The following is a 23,570-nucleotide window of genomic DNA, read 5'->3' on the forward strand; positions in this document are numbered from 1 at the left end:
GCGCACCATTTGCCTTCCCCATTCATCAATTTGAAAATGATAATCACGACACAAATTGATTATGGTTTCATTCAGTTTATAATCGTATAATACTTTATCTAGTCAAAAAAATAAACTAGTTTTTTTTATTTTTTTTGTAAATTATTTTTCCGTCAATCATGGTTAGTACAGGCTTGGCTAAATAATGGAAAGGATGATGAGTCCATAACACGAGATCAGCGTCTTTTCCAACCTCAATGCTTCCAATTCTATCCTCTAAACGTAAATTTCGTGCTGGAAATATAGTGATTCCTTCTAGTGCAGTTTTTTCGTCTAATCCTTCTCTTACTGCGACAGCAGCACAAACATTTAAATATTGAATTGGTGTATAAGGGTGATCTGTTGTTATAGAAACTTCCACTCCATTTTTCGATAATATATGGTAAGTATCCCATGTTTTGTTTTTAAGTTCGATTTTAGAACGGCGTGTAAGAGTGGGGCCAACTGAAACCTTCAAATTGTGTTTCGAAAGCTCTTCAACAATAAAGTGTCCTTCTGTACAATGTTCAATGCGTAAATCGAGATTGAACTCTGTTGCAAAGCGTAGAGCAGAACTAATATCATCTGCTCGGTGAGCGTGGATACGTACAGGTATTTCGCGGCGTAATGCTTTTAAGATAGGAAGCATTCGAAAATCAGCTTCATGTCCGTAGTGCTGTGCTTCATAGAATGATTCCCGAAGTAACCCCATAATTCCCATACGTGTTATGGATTCTTTTGTTCCATTACTATGGACCTTTTTAGGATTTTCTCCAAAGGCAATCTTTAAGCCGGCAGGTTCTTGAATAATCATATGATCAATACAAGTTCCAGCTGTTTTTATTACACAAGTCGTACCACCGATAATGTTTTGACTTCCTGGCATAACGTGAACAGTTGTGATTCCGTTTTGTACAGCATCTTGAAATGCAATATCAAAAGGGTGGATTCCGTCCAAAGAACGGATATGTGGTGTTGAAACTTCAGATGTTTCATTTGCATCATTGCCAGCCCAACCAGTACCTTCATCATAGAGACCAAGATGAGTATGGACATCAATAAATCCAGGTAAAAGATGAAGAGCACGAGCGTCTATAACTGTCATATCTTGAGTGGGTTGAATGGAAGGCTTGACCTCGGCAATTCTTTCTCCTATAACGAGTACATCCCCTTGAAATTTTTGGGATGTAATAGGATAGACAATGGCTTGTTTGAGCAATATTTTCATAGGTACCTCATTTCTGTTACTTTACAATGTTAATGGAATTTAAGGGAAAGTAACTGAAAGGTTATTTGTGTAATAATGCTCCGGATTCTAGAAAATGAAAGTTTTGAAAGGGGGCCCTGTAAAACTGTGTTTTAGAAGTACTACATTGTATGCGAAAGTACATTTTGTAATGCATGGTCTATTGCCGGAAATGTGTATTGATACCCATGTTCAATTGCTTTACTAGGTAATACATGTTGTCCTTCGAGTACAAGTATACTCATCTCACCCAATAAAGTGTGAAGCATAAATGAAGGGACAGGTAACCAATGAGGTTTTTTCATTATAGTTGCAATGGTTTCTCCAAATTCCTTCATTTTTATAGGTAGGGGAGCTGTGATGTTAAAAGGACCATCAATTTCTTCTTTGTGTATGATGAAATCAATTAGGCGAACGACATCGTCTATATGAATCCATGATAACCATTGGTTTCCAGATCCAATTGTACCTCCAATATAGAATTGATAGGGGAGTAGCATTTTGGGAAGAGCTCCTCCGTCTGCGCCTAATACAACTCCAAGTCTTGCGTAGATTGTTCGCATTCCATGAGAACGTGCTTTAGATGCTTCTTGTTCCCATGAATATACTGTATTTGCTAAAAAGTCATTTCCAGGAATCTCATGCTGTTCTGTAAAAGACTCAGTTTCAGACGTTCCATAGTATCCAATAGCACTTGCGTTAATAAATGTATTTGGCTTTGTACCAAGTGTTTGCAATTGTTTAATGAGTCCTTTTGTTGTTTGAATTCTACTGTTTAAAATGGATTCCTTTTGTTTCTTTGTCCATCTACTATTAATAGACTCTCCAGCTAGATTAATAACTACATCGATAGAAGAGAGGGGGAAGGTTTGTAAATCTGGTGTCCATTGTACATACTGAAGGTTAGGGTGGGAAGTTTCAGTAGTTTTGTTTCGAGTAAGAATGTAAACATTATATCCTTTTTGAATAAAAAAAGTAGAAAGGTATTTACCGATAAAGCCGGTACCACCAGAAATTGCGATTCTCACAATTATTTCCTCCTCATTATATATATTCTTGAAAAGCAAAAACGTTCCTTGACTATGTTAAAATAATAGAGAGGTGAGAGTATGGCTGTCATTACAAAAATAGAAGTGCAAAAACGATCGAAAGAACGGTTTAATATTTATATTGATAAAGGTCAAGGTGAAGAATACGGATTTAGTGTGGATCAAGTAATCTTAATGAAACATGGATTACAAAAAGGGTTAGAAATTGATGAACTAGCGTTAGGAAATATTTTATACAATGAAGAGGTACAAAAAGCATATTTACAAGCAATTTCCTATCTATCCTATCAAATGAGAACAAAAAAAGAAGTAGAAGACTATTTACGAAAAAAAGAAGTGGGACAGGCCGTCATCTCTGAAGTCGTTTCGAAATTATTACATGATCGATATATTAATGATAAAGAGTACGCTGTTTTATATACGCGAACGCAAAGTAATGTGAATCGAAAGGGTCCAACTGTTATTAAAAGAGAGTTATTAAATAAAGGTGTTCAGGATCTAATCATTACACATAGTTTACAAGAATATCCGAAGGAAAAGCAAATTGAGAATGCTTTACTTCTTATAGAAAAGAAGAAAAGGTCTTATCAAAAGCATTCCTTTTTACAAATGAAGCTAAAGTTAGACGAAATGCTTGTTCGTAAAGGATATTCTAGAGATGTGATTCAAATTTGTTTGGAAGAATTGAAAGACGAAAAAGATGACGAACAGCAACAAGAAGCGTTACACTATCATGGGAATAAATATTATGAGAAATATAAGAAGTATGATGGATGGACATTTGAAAATAAGATGAAACAAGCGTTATATCGCAAAGGATTCTCTATTGATGAGATAGATATATTTTTGCAGATGAAACGTGAAGAGGGATGAGGGGAATAAGATGAATATGCCAAAGCGCTACAGTGAAATGACACCACATGAGCTAAGGGAAGAAATTGGGGTTTTGAAAGAGCAAGCAATAAAGGCAGAGCAGCTTGGTATTGTAAATGAGTTCGATGTATTAATGCGAAAGATGGCAATGGCTCGTGCTTATATGACTGATATCAATAAATTTCATATTGGTGAGACATATGAATTAGTAGAAGAACCTGGTATATTATTTGAAATTACGTATTTCAACGGGGTATTTGCTTGGGGACATAAGCAAAATGATAATGAAGAGATTGGAATACCGATTTCTTTATTACAAGAAAAATGAAAACCAGAGAGCGAATATCTCTCTGGTTTTCATTTTTGGTAGGCGTTACAGGAGATAGGAGATTCTAAAATTGGCGTTTTTTACATTCATTCGCCAGTATAATGAGAGACTGGGTTTGTTGCGTCTGTCCGTTAACTTGCGCTTTTGCATGTTTCGGACGAGTCCACGTATGGTTAAATAATTCAGAACGACTATCTAAGCGATCACGGTAGCTCATCTTTATCACCTCGTGTAGGAAGTTAATTTTTTAGGTTGTACCTGTACTATTCTTCCTGCTGATTTGCAGCACGCATACGTTCTTGTGGGTGCGTGTTAATTGTGCCGTTAGGTCGTTTCGAAGCGAAGCGTGATTTCGCTTTCGGTTGACCATCGATTTTGCTGTTGTTTTTTGACTCAGACCAAAATTCGGCTTGTTTACCCATTGCGAACGCCCTCCTCATCATCAGTTGATACCTCTTTAAGAAGTATCACTTATAGAATGTGCAAAATAGAAGAAACTATCCTTTAGAAATTAAGGGAATAAATAGGTAAAAGGAGAATGGAATATGAATGATATTCACGAAACATTAACAAAAGAACTATTAGACAAAAATGACAAACTTTCTTACGCACAAGCTCGTGCGTGGGTTGAATTATTGTGGGAAGACTTTCAAACAACTTATGCTAAATCAGGTCGTTATCAAGGTGATGAAATGACTGAACAAGTGGTACGAACATGGATTAATAATCATGGAGGTCGCCTTCATGAAATGCGTACAAATAATCCGAAATATAGCCATTTAATCAATCAAGAAGATCATTTGAAACATTAAAAAAAGCGACTTAAGTCGCTTTTTTTAATGTGGAAGTAATTCCAGTTTTTTTCGAAGTTTTTCTTCACTAAAAATCCATCCTGTATAGGAACTAATAATATTTAAATTGTGGTCGAGTTGAACGATTGCAACGAATGGATAATAATCTTTACTGCGATAGCGCAAATCAATGAAGCGAACTTCGTAATAATGATCATAATCGAAAATGTCCCAGCGATACACAGGAGAAAAAGATAGAAATGCTGAGATGTTTTCATCTTGTTTAGCTGCGCGCATAATAGCATTATCTGGGAACGGTATCCGGTCGAACTTATCATAGACCATGATGTTACCACGATGCCATCTAGCAACGTAGTAATAATCAGTTGTAACGATTGCTAAATGATAATGATAAAATCTGTAAGAAGGGGAAATGATTATTTTCTCCACATGATTGAAACGTTTATATACGATGCTACGTATGTTTCTATGCATCATAATCCGTCCGATATAGTAAACAATCATCAATATATACGCTGCTAAAGCAGTATACCCTTTATGGGAGCCTACGAGCATACAAGCAATCGCGAGTAGGTGGATAAAGAAAATGACGGTATCAAATGTATTAATGATGCCGAGTGCTACCCATTTTTTTGTGAAGGGCCGTAATGCCTGTGTACCGTAGGCGTTGAAAATATCTACAAAGACATGAAGAAAGACGGCAATAAATGACCAAAGTAGTAGATGCAAATATGGAGCGTCTGAAAAGAAGGCGAAAGAGATGCCACTTATAAGGAATGACCAAAGAATCACTGCAGGAATGGAATGAGTAATCCCGCGATGATTTCTTATATATTTAGCGTTATTACGCAATTTTAAAACTGTATCGATGTCAGGAATATTGGAACCGGCAATTGTAGCAAACATAACTGCTTGTGGCCCAATATCACTTTGTGCTATGGCTGGATCTAACGTTGCCAAACTGCCTAGAGTAACGCCCATAACAAGGTGAGTGGCTGTGTCCATAGAAATTCACCTCCGTTTTTTATTAATGTAACTCTTTTTATTCGATACCTCAAGTCCTTTGCCTTCTATTTCCTATGTCATCTTACTTAAATTTTTTCCTAAAATCTTTATAATAGTACTTATATGCAAAAAAATGAGGGGGATCAAGTTTGACACTTGAAATATTAAATAATTTTAACATAGAGCAGTTTCAAAATGATTTAATTGGTTGGTTTGAAAAAGAGCAACGCGACTTACCGTGGCGTAAAAATAAAGATCCATACCGCGTTTGGGTTTCGGAAATTATGTTGCAGCAAACAAGGGTAGAAGCTGTAAAACCATATTACGCGAATTTTATGGGGAAGTTTCCTACTCTAGAGGCTTTGGCAAATGCTGATGATGAAGAAGTGTTAAAAGCATGGGAAGGTTTAGGGTATTATTCTAGAGCACGAAATTTACATGCGGCTGTAAAAGAAGTGAAAGAAGTATACGGCGGGATAGTACCGAGTGATGTAAAGAAAATTGAAAAGTTAAAAGGAGTTGGCCCATATACAAAAGGTGCTATTTTAAGTATCGCATATGGTATACCAGAGCCAGCAGTTGACGGAAATGTTATGCGTGTATTATCTCGCATTTTATCAGTATGGGATGACATTGCAAAACCAAAGACTAGAAAAGTGTTTGAAGAGATTGTGCGTGAAATTATTTCAGCTGAAAATCCATCTTATTTTAATCAAGGTTTGATGGAGTTAGGTGCACTAATTTGTATTCCCAAAAATCCAGCATGCTTACTTTGTCCTGTACGTGAACATTGCAGGGGATATGCTGAAGGTGTTCAAAAAGAACTACCAGTAAAAAGTAAAGCGAAAGCTCCTACAATGGTACCGATTGTTGCAGGAGTACTTCAAACAGAAGATGGTCGTTACGTCATTAATAAACGTCCAAGTACAGGGTTATTAGCTAACATGTGGGAGTTTCCAAATGCTGAACTTGGGGAAGGGATTCGGAATCAGAAAGAGCAGCTTATAGATTATATGAAGGAAAAATTTGAGCTCTCGATTTCTATTGAAGAATACGCAATGAATGTACAACATACATTTACTCATCGTACTTGGGATATATTTGTATTTTACGGAAAAGTAACCGGTGATATTGTTGAAACAGATACATTGAAATTTGTATCGAAAGAAGCTTTTGAACAGTTACCTTTCTCTAAATCGCATCGTACGATTTATGAGAGTTGTGTTGAGAAAATTACAATGCAATAAACAAAAAAAGTGTTCCCTAGATTGGGAACACTTTTTTAATCGTAAGAAATTTTTGTCCCATGAGTCCAACTAGCATCACCTTCTTGTAAGCCGCCCCTTGATTCGATTTCTATCACAATTTCTTTATAGATACTTTGACCTTCTGCATTTAAATACGGCAAAATCTGTTGTAATGAATGATGAAAATAAGCTAATTCATCTTCTTTCCATTCATTTTTTGAAATCATCGTTAGTTCAGTCATATCGCGTCCTATATACATATTTCCACCTCCATTTTCTATAGTTTGAATGAGTAACAAGAGATATATGCGGAATTTTTTCAAAAGAAAATTACGGATAGCTTCTAGTTGAATTGGTTACATTATTGATTGTGGAGGTGAGAAAGATGAGTAAAAAACAACAAGGTTATAACAAGGCAACTTCTGGTGCTAGCATTCAAAGTACAAATGCTAGTTATGGTACAGAGTTTGCGACTGAAACAAATGTACAAGCAGTAAAACAAGCGAATGCACAATCAGAAGCAAAGAAAGCACAAGCTTCTGGTGCACAAAGTGCAAACGCTAGTTATGGTACAGAATTTGCAACTGAAACAGACGTGCATGCTGTGAAAAAACAAAATGCACAATCAGCTGCAAAACAATCACAATCTTCTAGTTCAAACGAGTAATGAAAGAAAAACACTTCTCCATTTCGAGAGAAGTGTTTTCTTTGTGTGCGGGTCATTGTAATGAAAAGAAAGCGGACGACATAACTTCTAATAAGTCAACAAATGTAGTCAAAGGAGAAGGAAGTTAAAGATTAGAAATATGTAATTAGGAATAATAACTGATGAATAAATCTAAAAGGGGGTAAGTAATGAACGATTTTGATAAGTTGGTAGGAGAGCAATTGGAAACGATGGATGAGTTGTTAAAGTTACAAGCTCATCTAGAGAAATATCAGCAAATTGAAATCAGCGAAAAGGATACGTGCGATAAAAAGGAATTACATTTTATCCGCCAAGAAATATATAGAACAGAATTAGCGTTAAAACTGTTACATGAGAAATTTGAAGAGCAAACAAATAGTGTGATTCAATCTTTTGAAACTGAAAAAATGATTTCGAATTTAGGGTAAGGCATATTGTTACCTTCCGGTGAAAGGCCCTTCTTTAGATAGAAATAAGGAAGGGCTTTTTCTATTCCCATTTCCTCGTTTGTAAATCATTCAGCGAAGGCCCCGTCTCCTAAGAAGATTAGGGATATAGTATTCGGTGTGAAAAATAGAGTCTTGTGGCTTTAGTTTTAAAATTTCGACAAAAAAGTTATAATAGAAAAAAAGTGAATGCAGCTCAAAGGGCATTTGCAGTTGAAAGAAGGGAGCATATATGGGATTTCCCAAAGAAGGAGAAAAAGTACAAATACATAGTTATAAACATAATGGCTCCATTCATAGAATGTGGGAAGAGACAACAATTTTAAAAGGGACACAGAGTCTTGTTATCGGAGCAAATGATCGTACAGTAGTGACAGAATCAGATGGCCGAACATGGATTACTCGTGAACCAGCAATTTGTTATTTTCATGCAAACTATTGGTTTAATGTGATTGGGATGCTAAGGGAAGAGGGAGTATATTATTATTGTAATTTAGGCTCACCTTTTGCATATGATTCTGAAGCATTAAAGTACATTGATTATGATTTAGATATTAAAGTATATCCAGATATGACATATACGCTTTTAGATGAAGATGAGTATGAAAAGCATAGTCAAATTATGCAGTATCCACCTGTTATTGATACTATTTTAAAACGAAATGTAGCACAATTAACACAATGGATTCATCAAAGAAAAGGGCCATTCGCGCCAGATTTTGTAGATATGTGGTATGAAAGATATTTAATGTACAGAAATTAAAACAAACCTGCAGGGGATTTCCCGGCAGGTTTGTCCTATTAGAGGGGGGATTATGTGCAAGGTATAAAAAGATATTTGCACTTTGTTAAACCATATCGATGGCTTATTGCTATTACGATTATGATTGGTCTAGTTAAATTCGGCATCCCGCTTATTATGCCGTGGTTATTAAAATATATTATCGATGATGTAATTCAAGGTGGAGGGTCACTTCAAGATAAAACATCCCAATTAGTAACAGCCGTTGGGATTGCCTTTTTTATTTTTGCAGTAATAAGACCGCCAATTGAATATTATCGTCAATATTTCGCGCAGCGTATCGCAAATACAATACTATATGATTTGCGAAAACATATTTTTGGTCATTTGCAAAAGTTGAGTTTACGCTATTATTCGAACACAAAAACAGGGGAAATTATTTCACGTGTAATCCATGATGTAGAACAAACGAAGGATTTTGTAATTACTGGTTTGATGAATGTTTGGTTAGATACGGCAACAATTGCAATTGCTATTATTGTTATGTTTTCTATGAATATAAAATTGACATTTGTTGCGCTATTAATTTTACCTATTTATGTAGTGGCGGTGAAATATTTTTTCGGACGTCTTCGAAAATTGACGAAAGAGCGTTCACAAGCGTTAGCAACGATGCAAGGGTATTTACATGAACGTATTCAAGGGATGCAAGTGACACGTAGCTTTGCATTAGAAGAATATGAGGGTAAGCAGTTTGAAAAAAGAAATAATGAATTTTTGACGAAAGCGTTAACGCATACGAGTTGGACTGCAAGGACATTTTCAGCAGTGAATACGTTAACCGATTTAGGCCCGTTACTGGTGATCGGCTTTGCAGCATATGAAGTAATTCAGGGGCAGTTAACATTAGGGACTATGGTTGCCTTTGTTGGATATATGGATAGTTTGTATAGTCCGCTTCGCCGCCTTGTTAATTCCTCCACAACATTAACACAGTCTTTCGCATCGATGGATCGAGTGTTTGAATTGTTAGATGAAAAATACGATATTGTCAATGTGCCAAGTGCGGTACAAACGACAAAATTAAATGGTGAAGTGATATTTGATAATGTATCTTTTCGTTACAATTCGGATGAAAAAGAGATATTACATAACCTTTCGTTAACTATGTTGCCAGGAGAGAAGGTAGCACTTGTAGGAGCGAGTGGGGGAGGGAAGTCATCTCTTGCTAGCTTAATCCCACGTTTCTATGATGTTTCTTCAGGTGCAGTTTATGTAGATGGGATAGATGTTAGAAAGTATGATATGAGAAATTTACGTAGTCATATTGGAATTGTACTGCAAGATAATTTGTTATTTAGTGATACAATCGGGGCAAATATTTTATATGGAAATCCGAAAGCTACAGAGGAAGAAGTGATTGCAGCTGCTAAAGCTGCGCAAATTCATGATTTTATTATAGAGTTACCTGATGGCTATGATACTGTCGTTGGGGAACGCGGTGTGAAGTTATCTGGTGGGCAAAGGCAACGTGTAGCGATTGCAAGAGTGTTTCTAAAGAATCCATCGTTACTTATATTAGATGAGGCGACTTCCGCTTTAGATTTAGAAAATGAACGGTATATTCAGCAGGCGCTTCAGACGTTAGCTGCTGATCGGACGACGATCGTAATCGCACATCGATTGGCGACGATTACGCATATGGATACGATTATTTACATTGAAGATGGTGAAATTAAAGAAACAGGTTCTCATGAAGAGTTAATGAAAAAAAGAGGGTTTTATTACAATTTATATCAACTTCAACATATAACAGAAACAGCTCCTTTAGCGTAAAAGGAGCTGTTTTCTTTATTCGTCTTCTTTTTTATCTTCGATTTGGAGTTCTGCTTCTGGTTTATGGTATGTGTAGAAGCTATCCACAAGTAAATCTAAATGCTCTACTTCTTCACTATAGTTAATAATGGCAGAAATAAGAGGGAAGAGGTGTAGCCATGTTTTATAAGCTTCCTCATCGTCCTTGTTTTGATAATCCATAAAGATATCAATTAATTCTTGTTTACCTGTTTCAACTTCATCAAGCATTTCAACGGATTGTTGTTTTTTTGCTTTACCAATAAATTTTAATAAAACTTGTTCATGGTAATGGGTTAATGAGTCAAGTTCGTTTTGGATAGATTCCTGAAATTCTTCTGGCATATAGCGCAGTTCATTTTCAGTACGATGTAATGATTTTAACGTACTTAAAGCACGGCTTGTCGTCGCTAACATTTGTCTGAATAAAACGAGCTTACGAATTTTTGCGAACTGTACTTTTTTCGTGTAGCTTCTTTCTTCTTTATACAGCAAATAGTAATGGTTTAGTTTGATCATCTTTTCTTTCATACGATCAATATCAGTTTTTAGCGTTGTAAAATCAGAAGCTTGCCTACTATTCATTCGAATCCATTTTACAATTTCTTCTGTATTATCAACGATACGGTGATATAGTTTTGTTTCGTATTTTGGCGGCATAAACACTAAATTTACAAGTGAAGCCGCAATAATTCCAATCATAATCGTCGCAAAGCGAAGTAAGGCAAAACTAAAGAAATCGTCGCCTTGATACTCCATAATGGCGATAACTGTTACTAAAGCAATTGATATTGTGTTTTCTAATCGTAATTGTAACGTAAGCGCAATTACTAATATACATGTTAATCCAATAATAAAAGGATTATGTCCAAAAGCAGTAGCAAATACGATAGCGAATACCGCACCAATGACGTTTGCTTGAATTTGCTCAAGAGCTGTTAAATATGAGCGGTATACAGACGGTTGAACAGCGAATATAGCTGAGATTCCCGCGAATACTGGACTCGGTAATTGAAGTAAAATACAAGCAAATAAAGCTAATGTGATGGCAATACCCGTTTTTAAAATGCGAGCACCAAGTTTCATACCCTTAATAAGATCCTTTCTCTTGTCATAATGAATGTACAACATGATACTATACATTCATTACAATATGTTAGCAAGTGATATTTTAGTGACGTTAATAAGAAATTAAGATTCATTTTATACTTTTTCCTAATTCTTTTTAAACATCAATTTTTAGTGAAAAAACCTGCTGAATTTCAGCAGGTTTCAAATTGTTACTATAGATTACTATGAGAAGTGTACTTCGTCAATTTTTTCTTGAGAATGAAAAGTTGGTATATCACTCTGTGGAGATAGATGGATCAGCCTGCTCTTTTTTCGGGATAATTTCAAAAAACTGTTGCTGCATATCATCGAGTAACGGTGTTAATAAAGCAACTTCCTCGTATTGCTCATGTTCATTTAATACACGAATATAATCTAGCAATAACTCAGTCACATCTTGCACGCCATTTTTACTAATTGGTTGTAATGTAACATTTGCCCCTTTTGCGATTCTTCTTTTTAAGGCGTTTTCTGTTAAACCCGAGCTTGAATCATGACGTAAATAAACAACACCACCAGTCATACCAGCACAAATCCATGGACCAGGATCCCCTAAAACAAGCGCTCGCCCATTTGTCATATATTCAAAAGCGAAACCTTTAATATTAGAGTATACACCTATATTCCCTTGCTCTTTTTCACGGAGTGGCTTTGTCATTCGCCCTCCAATTATCATGTCTGCTCCAGAGAGGCGAATGCCGGCGCGAGCATCAGCGTTACCTTGAACGTATAGCGATCCTTTTTGTGCACCGTACCCAAAACCTTTTCCGACAGAACCGTTATAATATATGCCGTCTTTTCCTTTTGCTTTCGTTATATAAATACCACCACCAAAGGAGGTTTTACCAATACCATCTTGTGCACCGCCATTTACGTGTATAAATAAGTTCTCACTATTATAAGCACCTAATCCATTTCCAGGAATAGAGCCATTCGTATACTTTAATGTAAGTGGTTCAAGCTTCGTGTCTTCATATAATTTACTACGAACGCGATAGCAAGATTCTAGACCACCCATAACGCGTTGCTCTACGCCAACGCCTACTAATTCTTTTGAATGAGGGGAATGAACTGTTTCAAATTGTTTTTCCGGTACGTATTCTGTTTTTGTAACAGATGGGTGTTCTATCGTTTGTAGTAAATTACATAAGTTTAATAAATTTTCGCCTTGAACTTGTTCTAATAAATCGGAATGTCCAACAATTGCTTGTAAATTTGTATAACCAAGATTTCCTGTTAATCGTTTTAGTTCTACGCCAAAAGTGGTGAATAAATGTAATAATCCAGCAACGGCGCTTTCTAATTCGCGCGGGACGAAGCGGCGTAATCCGTGTTCTTTCGCCTGAGCTTCAGACTCAATTTGTGTTGCAATTCCAACGTGACAAGTATCTAGATGACATCCGCGGCAAGTTGTACAGCCGATTGCAATCATGGATAATGTACCAAACCCAATACGGTTTGCTCCAAGGAGCATGATTTTCAAGGCATCATTAACACTTCGAATACCACCGTCAGCCCAAATTTCTACTTTATGTCTCATATTTGCTTCTAATAAAGCATTGTGAGCGGCTTTCACACCAATTTCTACAGGAAGCCCTACATGTTGCAATGCGTGAATACGTGCAGCACCTGTACCACCATCAAATCCGCTAATGTTAATAAAGTCAGCACCAGCTTTTGCGATACCGACAGCAATTGTTCCAATGTTAGGGACGACAGGGACCTTTACAGCTACTTTCGCAAGTTGATTAGCCGTTTTAATTTCTGTAATCATTTGAGCTAAATCTTCAATGGAATAAATATCATGGTTGTTAGAAGGTGAAATTAAATCTGAGCCAATTGTAGCATTACGTGCTTCAGCGATTTTTGCTGTTACTTTTGAACCTGGCAAATGTCCACCTTCACCAGGCTTTGCGCCTTGCCCGATCTTTATTTCAATTAAGTTTGATGAATTTAGTAGTTCGGCATTTACGCCAAATCGCCCAGATGCAACTTGTTGTCCACGTGTATGTGGATATTTTCCAATCATATCTTTAATTTCGCCGCCTTCACCGTTTAAACTAATCATATTTAGCTGATCGGCCGCTTCTGCATATGCACGGAAGGCAACTTCATTTTGAGAACCGAATGACATGGAACTAATAATAAATGGTAAATCATGATTTTGAATGCTGATGGACACTTCTTCAGTTGGAACTACATGTTTTGTTTCTTTCGTTTGAACAAGGTGTCTAATTGCGATTGGATTATTTTCTTCTAATTCACTTAACTTGTCACGGTAATCATCATAAGAGTTTCCTTTTGCGACATCGCCGATTGCTTTCCAAATTCGCGGGAATATATGAAAAGATTTTCGCATTCTAACTTTAGGATTGTTATAATCATCCGCTCGCAATTGTGCATCTTCAGCAAGTGATTCAAGCGAAAAAGCTAAATCATTTGAACCGAAGAAATTCGTAATTTGTAATATATTTGCGATTTCCTCATGTAATCCGATAGAAGAATAGAGGCGACCGTAACCACGTAATTCATGAATTCCAATTGTTGAAATGACTTTTTCTAGTCCTTTATTAAGAGCAGTATACAAATTCGTAATTGGCGTTTTTGTTCCATCATTTACGGTTGCAAATAATAAATATGGATTCATACCATCTGCTCCTAATCCATACAGTGTGACGATATCATGTAAGGAGCGAAGGGCACCAGAACGTATAACGAGAGAGCAGTTTCGGCGTAATTTATTTTCGCTTAATACTTGATGTACTTTAGCGGTAACTAAATGCGGATCAATCCATAACTGTTCATTTAGATGAGCGTTGGCATCGTCTATTAATAGTAGGGAAGCTCCATCGTTCACGGCCTTTATCGCTTCAGAACTAATTCGATTTAAGGCGCATTGTAAAGTTTCTGTCGGACTGAATGTAGCAGAGATTGTAGCGATAGAGCTATGAGTATTGAATAGCTGTATAAGTTGTTCGTACGTAATTGTGTGTAATTCCTCTGTAATAGATTGTGCTACACTTCCTTCTAGAATAATGGGGGAAAGCATCTCAACTACAAATGGCTGTTTAGCTCCGCTTAATAAACTTGGGCGCTCTCCAAGTATTGTTCGTGTGGAGAAGTGCTCGACCTCTCGATCACGATCGATTGCTGGATTTGTAACAACGGCTACACTTTCCTTAATGAAATCAGCGATATTTCGTCTATCAGTATCGAGTGCTGCAAGTGGTGAGTCATGCCCAAGTGAGCGAATTGGCTCGACGCCTTTTGTTGCCATCTGTTCAAGAAGCTGAATATGTTCTCGATCCCACCCGAAAGAAACGTACTGTTTCGTTTCAACTTGAACAGAATCACATAATCCTTGGATTTCTTTCGTTTCAGGGATAGATAAGTTTAAATGATAATTGCTAACATCGATTCGTTTTTGGAAACGATTATATACTTCAATTTGGTATTTGTCGTATTCATAAAGAACAAGTTCATCTTGTTCATTCCATTTTAATCCGACCTTTTCTCCAGGAGCGAGTGGTTTCGGTTCTTCTACATATTCGGTTGGTGATACAACTCCAGGTTCAGAAGAGAAAACATAAGAACTCACTGTCTCTACTTTCCATACTGGTCGTAGTCCAAGGGAATCAACGCTGAAAACAGCCTCATCTTTATAACGTGAAATAATACCAGCTGGACCTTGCGCAAAATGGCCCCATGCTTCACGTATATACGTATATAAATCTTGTAAATGCGGTTCATAAAGTTTAATTTCATTAATAATTGGTGGGAATAGTATATCCATTGCTTCAAATAAACTGTAGTCGTATTGAACAAGTAGGGTTTCTAGGGTGCGGTTTAAATCTTGGGAGTCACTTCCCCCAACAGTAAGTGGAACATGAATCATGTCAGCTTGATCGCGTAATTTTGCAATTGTGTTAATTTCACCATTATGTCCGAGAATGCTAAATGGTTGTACACGAAAAAAATTAGATAATGTATTAGTAGAATAGCGGTTATGTCCTAGTGTCATAGTTGAAGCGATAAGTGGATGTTGTAAATCATTGTAATAGGCAACAAGTGTATCCCCAGCACCTAGAACTTTATATACAACATGGTCACGACTTAATGAAGCAACATGAATCGCTTCGTTTTCCTCTATTTTTATCGTTACTGAAAATAATGTTTGCTCAATATTTTCAACTTTATTTTCTGCGATAAGAGCAACTTGCCAAAATAAAGGTTCTTCCTGTTTACCAAGTGGACCGAGTGCATCGGAATTTATTACATCATCACTTTCAAAAATAATAGTAAAATTTTCGTTATTTAATTGCGTACGAATATGATTTTTTAAATTAACGATATTTGCGTTTTTGTTTAGAAAAAAATGTCCAACGATAAAGTGGGGATGATCCACAATCGTTGGATTGTATCCGTTATTTTTCAGCTTTTCATTCCAAAGTGCTTTTGGGACATCAATGTGAATTCCGATACCATCTCCTTCACCATTAATGAAACCAGCTCGATGATTCATTTTGACAAGTGATTGTATGCAAAGGTCGATGTTTTCTTTTGTAGGAATTTTTCGTTTCTCCATAACGGAAACGATTCCACACGCATCATGTTCTGCATTTTTATAATCTCGAAATAAAGACGGTGTCCATGTATTTGTTTTATTGAGCATCCGTCAATCCCCCCTCTTATTGAAGTTTGAATAATCTTACTATTCAAGGCGTGAGCAGCCTTATATACAAGGATAGTAAGGATATAAAATAAAAATAAAACAGATAATTATGAATAATTATACTATTAATGAGGGATTTATGAAATAGAAAAAAGGAAAAAAGAAAGATGTGCTTTCTTTTTTCCTTTTAATGACGGGATTATTTATTATCCGCTAAAGCAGCAAATGCTCTGCCTACAGCTTCAATTGTATATTCAATATCTTCTTTTGTATGTTCTGTCGTTAAGAACCATGCTTCGTATTTAGAAGGTGCTAAGTTAACTCCTTCTTGAAGCATAAGCTTGAAGAATTTACCGAACCTTTCACCGTCTGTATCTTGTGCTGCATCGTAATCTTCAATTGTATTTGTTGTGAAGTATACAGTTAAAGCACCTTTTAGTCGGTTTAATGTAATATCGATATTATGTTTTGCAGCTTGCTCTAAAATTCCCTTTTCAAGCATCGCACCAAGTTCATCTAATTTCTCATAAAGACCTTCTTGTTGAAGAACTTCTAGACAAGCGATACCGGATGCCATAGAAGCAGGATTTCCTGCCATTGTACCAGCTTGATATGCAGGTCCGAGCGGAGCAACTTGTTCCATAATTTCTTTCTTACCACCATAAGCACCGATCGGAAGTCCGCCGCCAATAACTTTACCAAGCGCTGTTAAGTCTGGTGTTACGCCAAGTAAGTCTTGAGCACCACCGTACATAAAGCGGAAAGCAGTAATAACTTCATCATAAATTACTAGTGCACCAGCTTCGTGAACAAGTTCATTCACTTTCTCAAGGAAGCCAGGTTTTGGCTCTACAATACCGAAGTTTCCAACAATCGGTTCTACAAGGATAGCTGCTACTTCATGTCCCCATTTATCTAAAGCTTCTTTTAAAGTTTCTACATTATTAAATGGAACGGTAATAACTTCTTGAGCGATACTTTGTGGTACACCGGCTGAGTCAGGAGTTCCTAGCGTAGAAGGGCCAGATCCAGCTGCTACAAGTACTAAATCAGAATGACCGTGGTAACAACCAGCAAATTTCATAATTTTTGTGCGGCCTGTGTAAGCACGAGCGACGCGAATTGTTGTCATTACTGATTCAGTACCAGAGTTTACGAAGCGGACTTTATCTAATGCAGGCATTGCTTCTTTTAACATTTTTGCGAATTTTACTTCTAGTGCTGTTGGTGTTCCGTAAAGTACACCATTTTCAGCAGCTGTTGTAATTGCTTTTGTAATGTGCGGGTGAGCATGTCCAGTAATAATAGGACCGTATGCTGCTAAATAATCGATATATTTATTTCCGTCTACATCCCAGAAATAAGCACCTTTTCCACGTTCCATAGCAACAGGAGCGCCGCCGCCAACTGCTTTAAAAGAACGAGAAGGACTATTAACGCCGCCAACGATATGTTCTAAAGCTTCTTTATGTAATGCTTCTGATTTTGTGAATTTCACTACAATTCATCTCCTTACAAAAATCTATGTATTATTCTAACATGTTTTTCGAAAAGACGTATTGTTTGTGATAGAGAAGGCAGTTGGGTAAACTATTCGTTGTGACATTTAGGAAGGGGGTCCGATTATGAAATCGGTAATTGAGGTACAAGGGTTACGTAAAGAATTTACAGCCTATTCAAGTCGTCCGGGATTAAAGGGTGCTTTTCGCGATTTATTAAATCGTAATTATAAAATAGTACCAGCAGTAAATGATGTATCTTTTACTGTGAAACAAGGTGAAATGGTTGGGTATATAGGTGAGAACGGTGCTGGTAAATCAACAACTATTAAAATGCTTACGGGGATTTTGACTCCGACATCAGGAGAAATTTTAGTAAATGGGATGAACCCGCATAAGCAGAGAGAAGAATTCGTAAGAACGATTGGTGTTGTTTTCGGTCAACGCTCACAACTTTGGTGGGATATTGCTGTACAAGAATCTTTTCGTTTATTAAAAAAAGTGTACGGTGTATCAGACGCTCAGTATAAAGAGCATATGGAACACGTGATTGAAACGTTAGATATTGGTCCTTTATTAGATAAGCCAGTTCGAAAGTTATCTCTAGGTCAAAGAATGCGTTGTGAATTAGCGGCAGCATTAATTCATAATCCACCGTTATTATTTTTAGATGAACCAACAATTGGGTTGGATGTTCTTGTGAAATTAAAAATACGTGAATTTTTAAAAGAAATGAATGAACGTTATAAAACAACAATCTTATTAACAACCCATGATATTACTGATATTGAAGCTTTATGTGAGCGCGTTATCATGCTGGATGAAGGAAATATTATGTATGACGGTTCTTTAAATAATCTTCGTACACAGTGGGGAGCAGAGAAGGAAATCCATTTTCAATTTATTGCACCAGTTTCCTATCAGGCTTTATCAATGGTTATGCCAGATAGTCATGTCGTTTGGTCGAAAGCGAAAGAGGAAAACGCGTGGGTTGCAAAAATACCGAATGAAGAAGTTATCATTTCAATGCTTATTTCTAAAGTAGTACAAGCCTTTCAAATTAAAGATTTAAAAATTAACGAAGTATCTACAGAGGAAATTATTCGTAACATTTATGAAGAAGGTATTAAACATGGGTAAGTACATTGAAATGATTCGGATTCGCTTTTTAATGATGCTTGCGTATCGTACAAACTATTATAGTGGGATTTTAATTTATACAATTAATATCGGTGCGTATTATTTTTTATGGCAAGCAATTTATAGTGGAAAAGAGAATATTGAAAGTTTATCTATTTCGCAAATGACTACTTATATCGCAATTGCGTGGATGGCACGTGCTTTTTATTTTAATAATATAGACAGGGAAATTGCGATGGAGATTCAAGAAGGACGTGTAGCAGTAGAACTCATTCGTCCATATAACTATTTAGGCATGAAAGTGATGCAAGGTCTTGGTGAAGGAATATTTCGTTTTGCTTTCTTTTCAATTCCAGGTATGGTTATCGTTACCTTATTATTTTCATTGCAAATTACAACGAATTTTCAAACGTGGTTATATTTCTTCTTATCTTTAATATTTAGTTTTATTATTAATACACAAATTAATTTAATGACGGGAATGCTCACGTTCTTCCTATTTAATAATAGTGGAATTATGTATGCGAAACGTGTCGTTATTGATTTATTTTCAGGTCTATTATTACCAATTAGTTTTTATCCGTTATGGGCCCAAAAGGCAATGATGTTTTTACCGTTTCAGGCAATTAGTTATATTCCGAGTATGATTTTTTCAGAAGGTATACAAGGAAGTAAATTGTATGAGGCATTATTATTCCAAGTAATTTGGGCAATTGTACTTATTATTCCAATTGTACTCATGTGGAGAACGGCGAGAAAACGTCTAATTGTACAAGGGGGATGATGAGATGATATATATAAACCTATTTTTGCAGTATGCAAGCCAATATATAAAAACAAAATTGGAGTATCGGGGCGATTTTATCGTTGGATTACTTTCTGATTTAGCACTACAGGCTGTTAATTTAATCTTTATTCTCGTTGTGTTTGGGCATACACAAGCATTAAAGGGCTGGAGTAGAGAAGAAGTAATCTTTATTTATGGTTTCTTTTTAGTGCCGTTTGCCATTTTCTCAGCTTTCTTTAACATATGGGACTTTAATGATCGTTACATTATTAAAGGAGAAATGGATCGTATATTAACGAGACCGATTCATAGTTTATTTCAAATTATATTAGAAAGAATGGAACTGGAATCTTTAATTGGAGCGATTACAGGAATAATTGTAATGGGATATGCAGCAGTGGAGCTGCAATTATCTTTTTACTGGTACGATTTCTTCTTATTCTTACTGATGGTAGGAGGAGGAGCACTTGTATACGGAGGGATATTTGTTACGCTTGCGAGCCTTGGTTTTTGGTCGGATGCGAAAAGTTCAATTATGCCGCTAATGTATAACATAGGTAACTATGGTCGCTATCCTGTTAACATTTATAACCGTGTGATTCGCTTCATTTTAACGTTTGTTTTACCATTTGCGTTTGTCGGAGTGTATCCAGCAGCATACTTTTTAAGAAAAACAGAGTGGAATAGCTATGCATTTGCAACACCATTCGTTGGTGTTATCTGTTTTACGATTGCAATTACTCTTTGGAATCAAGGGGTAAAAAGGTACCGTGGTGCTGGGAATTAATTATAGAAGCTTGTTTGTTTCTAAGGGATAAATCCAATGGCCGTCTCATACATATAAAATGAGGTGGAGGACATGTTATGGGGATTTATTCTATTAATTGCAGCAATTGCTATTTTGAGAAGTGTCCAATTGTTATGGAGTTCATATTCAGATTCTAGGCGTTTCTTTTCGCTTTATAATTTAGCCTCCTTATTTTTAATTTATACAACGGTATTGATTGCGTTTGGGTTAAGTTATGTTGTATTAGAAGAAATGGGTTTTGCAGTTTTGAAAGAAGATGGAGAAAGTTTGCATGCCCAATCTTTTCAACTTGTAGAAATTTGCTTATATTTTAGCGCAGTTACTTTATTGTCCGTTGGGTACGGTGATATAGCTCCGATTGGAATAGGGAGATGGATTGCGATTGCAGAAGCGCTAATTGGATATACATTACCGTTTGCTTTTGTAATGAGGTCTGTAATAGACAATGAAAAATAAGATAGCATTTGATATAGTAAAAGAAAAGAGTAGGAGTGATAACAATGATCACAGTAGGAGAAATGGCTCCAGAATTTACATTAGAGGGAAGTAACGGGGAACAAGTTCGCTTAGCTGATTTTCGTGGTAAAAACGTAGTGCTATATTTTTATCCGAAAGATATGACTCCAGGGTGTACAACTGAAGCATGTGATTTTCGCGATGCGTATGGATTATTTCAAGAGAAAGATACAGTTATTCTTGGTGTAAGTCCTGATTCAGCGAACAGACATCTGAAATTCATTGAGAAGCATGAGCTTCCATTTGTACTTTTAGTAGATGAAGATCATAAGGTAGCGGAATTATACGACGTTTGGAAATTGAAAAAGAACTTTGGAAAAGAGTATATGGGAATCGAGCGTTCTACATTCCTTATTAATAAAGACGGTGAGCTTGTAAAAGAGTGGCGTAAAGTGAAAGTGAAGGGACATACTGAAGAGGTTCTTTCTTATATAAAGTAAATTCATTGTGGAGATAAAATATATAGAAGTAAGGCGAGTGTCTATACATATTTTATCGTCTTACATAAAGTGAAGTGTAGGGCATACCTCCTCAGATGATAGTATTCCAAGTGCGATTATGTCGCACTTTTTTTCTATGTAAATGTATAGAAAATGGGGAAGGATATATAAGAATAAGGCTATATACAAAAATAAACCACATACTTATAGTAGAAATATTGACGATTTATAAGAAAAGGAGTACACTCTTTATAAGAATTATAAAATAATAATCCGTATAGAATCGGGGTGCATGACGGTGGTCAAAGAAGAATTAAAAGAAGCGCTAGAAATGCTGAAAAATACGGGTGTACGCATTACTCCACAGCGTCATGCTATTTTAGAGTACCTTGTGGAATCTATGACGCACCCAACAGCGGATGACATTTATAAAGCATTAGAAGGTAAGTTTCCAAATATGAGTGTTGCAACTGTCTATAATAACTTACGTGTATTTAAAGAGGTTGGACTTGTAAAGGAATTAACTTATGGAGACGCTTCAAGTAGATTTGATTATGTTACAAGTCAACATTATCATGTGATTTGCGAAAAATGTGGTAAGATTGTTGATTTTCCTTATGGAGGTTTGGAACAGCTTGAAGAGGAAGCTGCGAAAACGACAGGCTTCGTTATTAATAGTCATCGCTTAGAAATTTATGGCGTTTGTCCAGAGTGTCATAAGGCGTAATATATAATAAAGAAAGAGGGAGACGTAAACGTCTCCCTCTTTCTTTATTATATATGGGAATTACGTTAGGTTCAGGAGGATTTAAAACGTTCAGTGAAGAACCTAAAATTAAAACTAAACGTTAAAAGGTGATTTCTTTGTTAAGAAATCACCTTTTAACGTTTAGTTTTGTAAGGGCACATTGTACCTATATATGCCTATGATTTATAGCTCTTCTTATTATATTTTTCATCAAATTCTTTTCCTTCTAGATTTCGATCCATTGTTAAAGGTTGGTTGCAATGCATACATGCGTCGACACGACCGAGCATTTTGGTCGGCTTATCGCAGCTTGGACAAATAATTTGTACAGTTTTAGTAGATAACATGCCAATCCAAAAGTAAACGACAGTACTAGCGATAACAGCTAAAAAGCCAACCATCATAAATGTCGTCATAATAATAATGTTTTCACGGAAAAAGACACCTAAGTATGCAATGAAGAGGCCGATAAATACTAAACTTAATGCAAAGGTCCGGATTTTATTGATTTTGTTTGAATACTTAATGCTCATTCTCACCACTCCCCTATAACAATAATATAACATAAAATTTAGAATTTTCACTCGTCCGTAAACGTGATAAACCGATAAGATATGAAATATGGAGTATAATGAAGAATGAAGGGAGGCTATAATGATTTTTGGAACATATTTTTAAAGTTTTAACGGGATGTGAAATTTTTTTGTAAAAAGTATTGACCCTTTATATACTGCATGATATATTAATAACCGTCGCTGATGCGGAAACGCAGAAAACGACAAAAAAGAAATTGAAAAACTTAGTTGACATCGAAAAACGAAGATGTTAACATAAGGAAGTCGCAAATGAGCGACTAAGTAGTTCTTTGAAAACTGAACGAAACAAACAACGTGAAACGTCAATTTTTATTTTTAGATGCTAGACAAACTAACTTTATTGGAGAGTTTGATCCTGGCTCAGGATGAACGCTGGCGGCGTGCCTAATACATGCAAGTCGAGCGAATGGATTGAGAGCTTGCTCTCAAGAAGTTAGCGGCGGACGGGTGAGTAACACGTGGGTAACCTGCCCATAAGACTGGGATAACTCCGGGAAACCGGGCTAATACCGGATAACATTTTGAACTGCATGGTTCGAAATTGAAAGGCGGCTTCGGCTGTCACTTATGGATGGACCCGCGTCGCATTAGCTAGTTGGTGAGGTAACGGCTCACCAAGGCGACGATGCGTAGCCGACCTGAGAGGGTGATCGGCCACACTGGGACTGAGACACGGCCCAGACTCCTACGGGAGGCAGCAGTAGGGAATCTTCCGCAATGGACGAAAGTCTGACGGAGCAACGCCGCGTGAGTGATGAAGGCTTTCGGGTCGTAAAACTCTGTTGTTAGGGAAGAACAAGTGCTAGTTGAATAAGCTGGCACCTTGACGGTACCTAACCAGAAAGCCACGGCTAACTACGTGCCAGCAGCCGCGGTAATACGTAGGTGGCAAGCGTTATCCGGAATTATTGGGCGTAAAGCGCGCGCAGGTGGTTTCTTAAGTCTG

24 protein-coding genes and 1 rRNA gene (1 of these 25 only partly in view) are annotated in these 23,570 nt (G+C 36.5%); 15 read left to right on the top strand and 10 right to left on the bottom strand.

From position 1 onward, the window contains the following. Positions 1-115: 115 nt before the first annotated feature. Both MKX31_RS00845 and MKX31_RS00850 read right to left on the bottom strand, forming a co-directional pair. Positions 116-1,246, bottom strand: coding sequence for an amidohydrolase (locus MKX31_RS00845; RefSeq protein ID WP_000698308.1), 1,131 nt, complete (start codon positions 1,244-1,246; stop codon positions 116-118). Positions 1,247-1,386: 140 nt separating this feature from the next. Next, a complete protein-coding gene (locus tag MKX31_RS00850; protein WP_064477265.1) occupies positions 1,387-2,292 on the bottom strand; it encodes a TIGR01777 family oxidoreductase in 906 nt (301 codons plus the stop codon). An 81-nt stretch (positions 2,293-2,373) separates the two neighbouring features. Here MKX31_RS00850 and recX point away from each other — a divergent pair, with 81 nt between their 5' ends. Next, entirely contained in the window at positions 2,374-3,186 is an 813-nt protein-coding gene (recX, locus tag MKX31_RS00855) for a recombination regulator RecX (protein WP_088046950.1), read from the top strand. 10 nt (positions 3,187-3,196) lie between these two features. Next, entirely contained in the window at positions 3,197-3,514 is a 318-nt protein-coding gene (locus tag MKX31_RS00860; protein WP_001057030.1) for a YfhH family protein, read from the top strand. 64 nt (positions 3,515-3,578) lie between these two features. Here MKX31_RS00860 and MKX31_RS00865 read toward each other — a convergent pair whose 3' ends face one another. Continuing rightward, the gene (locus tag MKX31_RS00865; protein ID WP_000122093.1) at positions 3,579-3,731 is read right to left on the bottom strand and encodes a YpzG family protein; all 153 of its coding nucleotides are present in this window, start codon (positions 3,729-3,731) and stop codon (positions 3,579-3,581) included. A 46-nt stretch (positions 3,732-3,777) separates the two neighbouring features. Continuing rightward, positions 3,778-3,936, bottom strand: coding sequence for a small, acid-soluble spore protein K (locus tag MKX31_RS00870; protein WP_000517891.1), 159 nt, complete (start codon positions 3,934-3,936; stop codon positions 3,778-3,780). A 123-nt stretch (positions 3,937-4,059) separates the two neighbouring features. On the opposite strand from MKX31_RS00870, the gene MKX31_RS00875 reads away from it, so the two are divergent. Further along, positions 4,060-4,326 (top strand): YfhJ family protein, encoded by a 267-nt coding sequence (locus tag MKX31_RS00875; RefSeq protein WP_000997857.1) that lies wholly within the window; start codon positions 4,060-4,062, stop codon positions 4,324-4,326. Positions 4,327-4,350: 24 nt separating this feature from the next. On the opposite strand, the gene MKX31_RS00880 is transcribed toward MKX31_RS00875, so the two are convergent. Continuing rightward, positions 4,351-5,331 carry a metal-dependent hydrolase gene (locus tag MKX31_RS00880; protein WP_064477267.1) on the bottom strand — a complete coding sequence of 327 codons (981 nt, stop codon included), beginning with the start codon at positions 5,329-5,331 and terminating at the stop codon, positions 4,351-4,353. Positions 5,332-5,480: 149 nt separating this feature from the next. On the opposite strand from MKX31_RS00880, the gene mutY reads away from it, so the two are divergent. After that, positions 5,481-6,578: an A/G-specific adenine glycosylase gene (mutY, locus tag MKX31_RS00885; RefSeq protein ID WP_064477268.1), complete on the top strand. Its 1,098-nt coding sequence runs from the start codon at positions 5,481-5,483 to the stop codon at positions 6,576-6,578. Between the two features lie 35 nt (positions 6,579-6,613). On the opposite strand, the gene MKX31_RS00890 is transcribed toward mutY, so the two are convergent. Beyond that, positions 6,614-6,838 carry a hypothetical protein gene (locus tag MKX31_RS00890; protein ID WP_000275431.1) on the bottom strand — a complete coding sequence of 75 codons (225 nt, stop codon included), beginning with the start codon at positions 6,836-6,838 and terminating at the stop codon, positions 6,614-6,616. A 125-nt stretch (positions 6,839-6,963) separates the two neighbouring features. On the opposite strand from MKX31_RS00890, the gene MKX31_RS00895 reads away from it, so the two are divergent. From MKX31_RS00895 to MKX31_RS00910, 4 genes are all read left to right on the top strand, one after another. After that, on the top strand, positions 6,964-7,245 hold the full coding sequence (locus MKX31_RS00895) for a gamma-type small acid-soluble spore protein (RefSeq protein ID WP_000039038.1): 282 nt from the start codon (positions 6,964-6,966) through the stop codon (positions 7,243-7,245). 188 nt (positions 7,246-7,433) lie between these two features. Further along, entirely contained in the window at positions 7,434-7,694 is a 261-nt protein-coding gene (locus MKX31_RS00900) for a YgaB family protein (protein WP_000997573.1), read from the top strand. Positions 7,695-7,944: 250 nt separating this feature from the next. Next, a complete protein-coding gene (gene ntdP / locus MKX31_RS00905; protein WP_000506626.1) occupies positions 7,945-8,475 on the top strand; it encodes a nucleoside tri-diphosphate phosphatase in 531 nt (176 codons plus the stop codon). A 54-nt stretch (positions 8,476-8,529) separates the two neighbouring features. Further along, positions 8,530-10,290 (top strand): ABC transporter ATP-binding protein, encoded by a 1,761-nt coding sequence (locus tag MKX31_RS00910; RefSeq protein WP_098102478.1) that lies wholly within the window; start codon positions 8,530-8,532, stop codon positions 10,288-10,290. A gap of 15 nt (positions 10,291-10,305) precedes the next feature. Here MKX31_RS00910 and MKX31_RS00915 read toward each other — a convergent pair whose 3' ends face one another. The 3 genes from MKX31_RS00915 to hemL form a co-directional block, all read right to left on the bottom strand. After that, positions 10,306-11,394 (bottom strand): aromatic acid exporter family protein, encoded by a 1,089-nt coding sequence (locus MKX31_RS00915; RefSeq protein ID WP_064477270.1) that lies wholly within the window; start codon positions 11,392-11,394, stop codon positions 10,306-10,308. A 259-nt stretch (positions 11,395-11,653) separates the two neighbouring features. Then, positions 11,654-16,090, bottom strand: a complete 4,437-nt coding sequence (locus MKX31_RS00920; RefSeq protein WP_098102479.1) for a glutamate synthase-related protein — start codon at positions 16,088-16,090, stop codon at positions 11,654-11,656. A 199-nt stretch (positions 16,091-16,289) separates the two neighbouring features. Continuing rightward, positions 16,290-17,588: a glutamate-1-semialdehyde-2,1-aminomutase gene (gene hemL / locus MKX31_RS00925; RefSeq protein ID WP_064477272.1), complete on the bottom strand. Its 1,299-nt coding sequence runs from the start codon at positions 17,586-17,588 to the stop codon at positions 16,290-16,292. 127 nt (positions 17,589-17,715) lie between these two features. Here hemL and MKX31_RS00930 point away from each other — a divergent pair, with 127 nt between their 5' ends. The 6 genes from MKX31_RS00930 (at position 17,716) to perR (ending at position 22,007) form a co-directional block, all read left to right on the top strand. Beyond that, positions 17,716-18,729 carry an ABC transporter ATP-binding protein gene (locus MKX31_RS00930; RefSeq protein WP_000843649.1) on the top strand — a complete coding sequence of 338 codons (1,014 nt, stop codon included), beginning with the start codon at positions 17,716-17,718 and terminating at the stop codon, positions 18,727-18,729. Beyond that, positions 18,722-19,513 carry an ABC transporter permease gene (locus MKX31_RS00935; RefSeq protein ID WP_000521517.1) on the top strand — a complete coding sequence of 264 codons (792 nt, stop codon included), beginning with the start codon at positions 18,722-18,724 and terminating at the stop codon, positions 19,511-19,513. The genes MKX31_RS00930 and MKX31_RS00935 overlap by 8 nt, the downstream gene beginning before the upstream one ends. Before the next feature lie 4 nt (positions 19,514-19,517). Next, positions 19,518-20,303 carry an ABC transporter permease gene (locus MKX31_RS00940; protein ID WP_000639385.1) on the top strand — a complete coding sequence of 262 codons (786 nt, stop codon included), beginning with the start codon at positions 19,518-19,520 and terminating at the stop codon, positions 20,301-20,303. 72 nt (positions 20,304-20,375) lie between these two features. After that, on the top strand, positions 20,376-20,780 hold the full coding sequence (locus tag MKX31_RS00945) for a potassium channel family protein (protein ID WP_000964347.1): 405 nt from the start codon (positions 20,376-20,378) through the stop codon (positions 20,778-20,780). A 44-nt stretch (positions 20,781-20,824) separates the two neighbouring features. Continuing rightward, complete coding sequence (gene bcp, locus MKX31_RS00950) at positions 20,825-21,280, top strand: thioredoxin-dependent thiol peroxidase (RefSeq protein ID WP_060486952.1); 456 nt, start codon at positions 20,825-20,827, stop codon at positions 21,278-21,280. A 298-nt stretch (positions 21,281-21,578) separates the two neighbouring features. After that, positions 21,579-22,007 (top strand): peroxide-responsive transcriptional repressor PerR, encoded by a 429-nt coding sequence (gene perR, locus MKX31_RS00955; protein WP_000237831.1) that lies wholly within the window; start codon positions 21,579-21,581, stop codon positions 22,005-22,007. 197 nt (positions 22,008-22,204) lie between these two features. Here perR and MKX31_RS00960 read toward each other — a convergent pair whose 3' ends face one another. Beyond that, positions 22,205-22,561 (bottom strand): YgzB family protein, encoded by a 357-nt coding sequence (locus MKX31_RS00960; RefSeq protein WP_000025063.1) that lies wholly within the window; start codon positions 22,559-22,561, stop codon positions 22,205-22,207. A 400-nt stretch (positions 22,562-22,961) separates the two neighbouring features. Here MKX31_RS00960 and MKX31_RS00965 point away from each other — a divergent pair. After that, positions 22,962-23,570, top strand: a 16S ribosomal RNA gene (locus MKX31_RS00965); it runs 941 nt beyond the window's last position.

It is taken from the genome of Bacillus sp. FSL M8-0063 (genome assembly GCF_038005545.1).
GTDB lineage: Bacteria > Bacillota > Bacilli > Bacillales > Bacillaceae_G > Bacillus_A > Bacillus_A wiedmannii.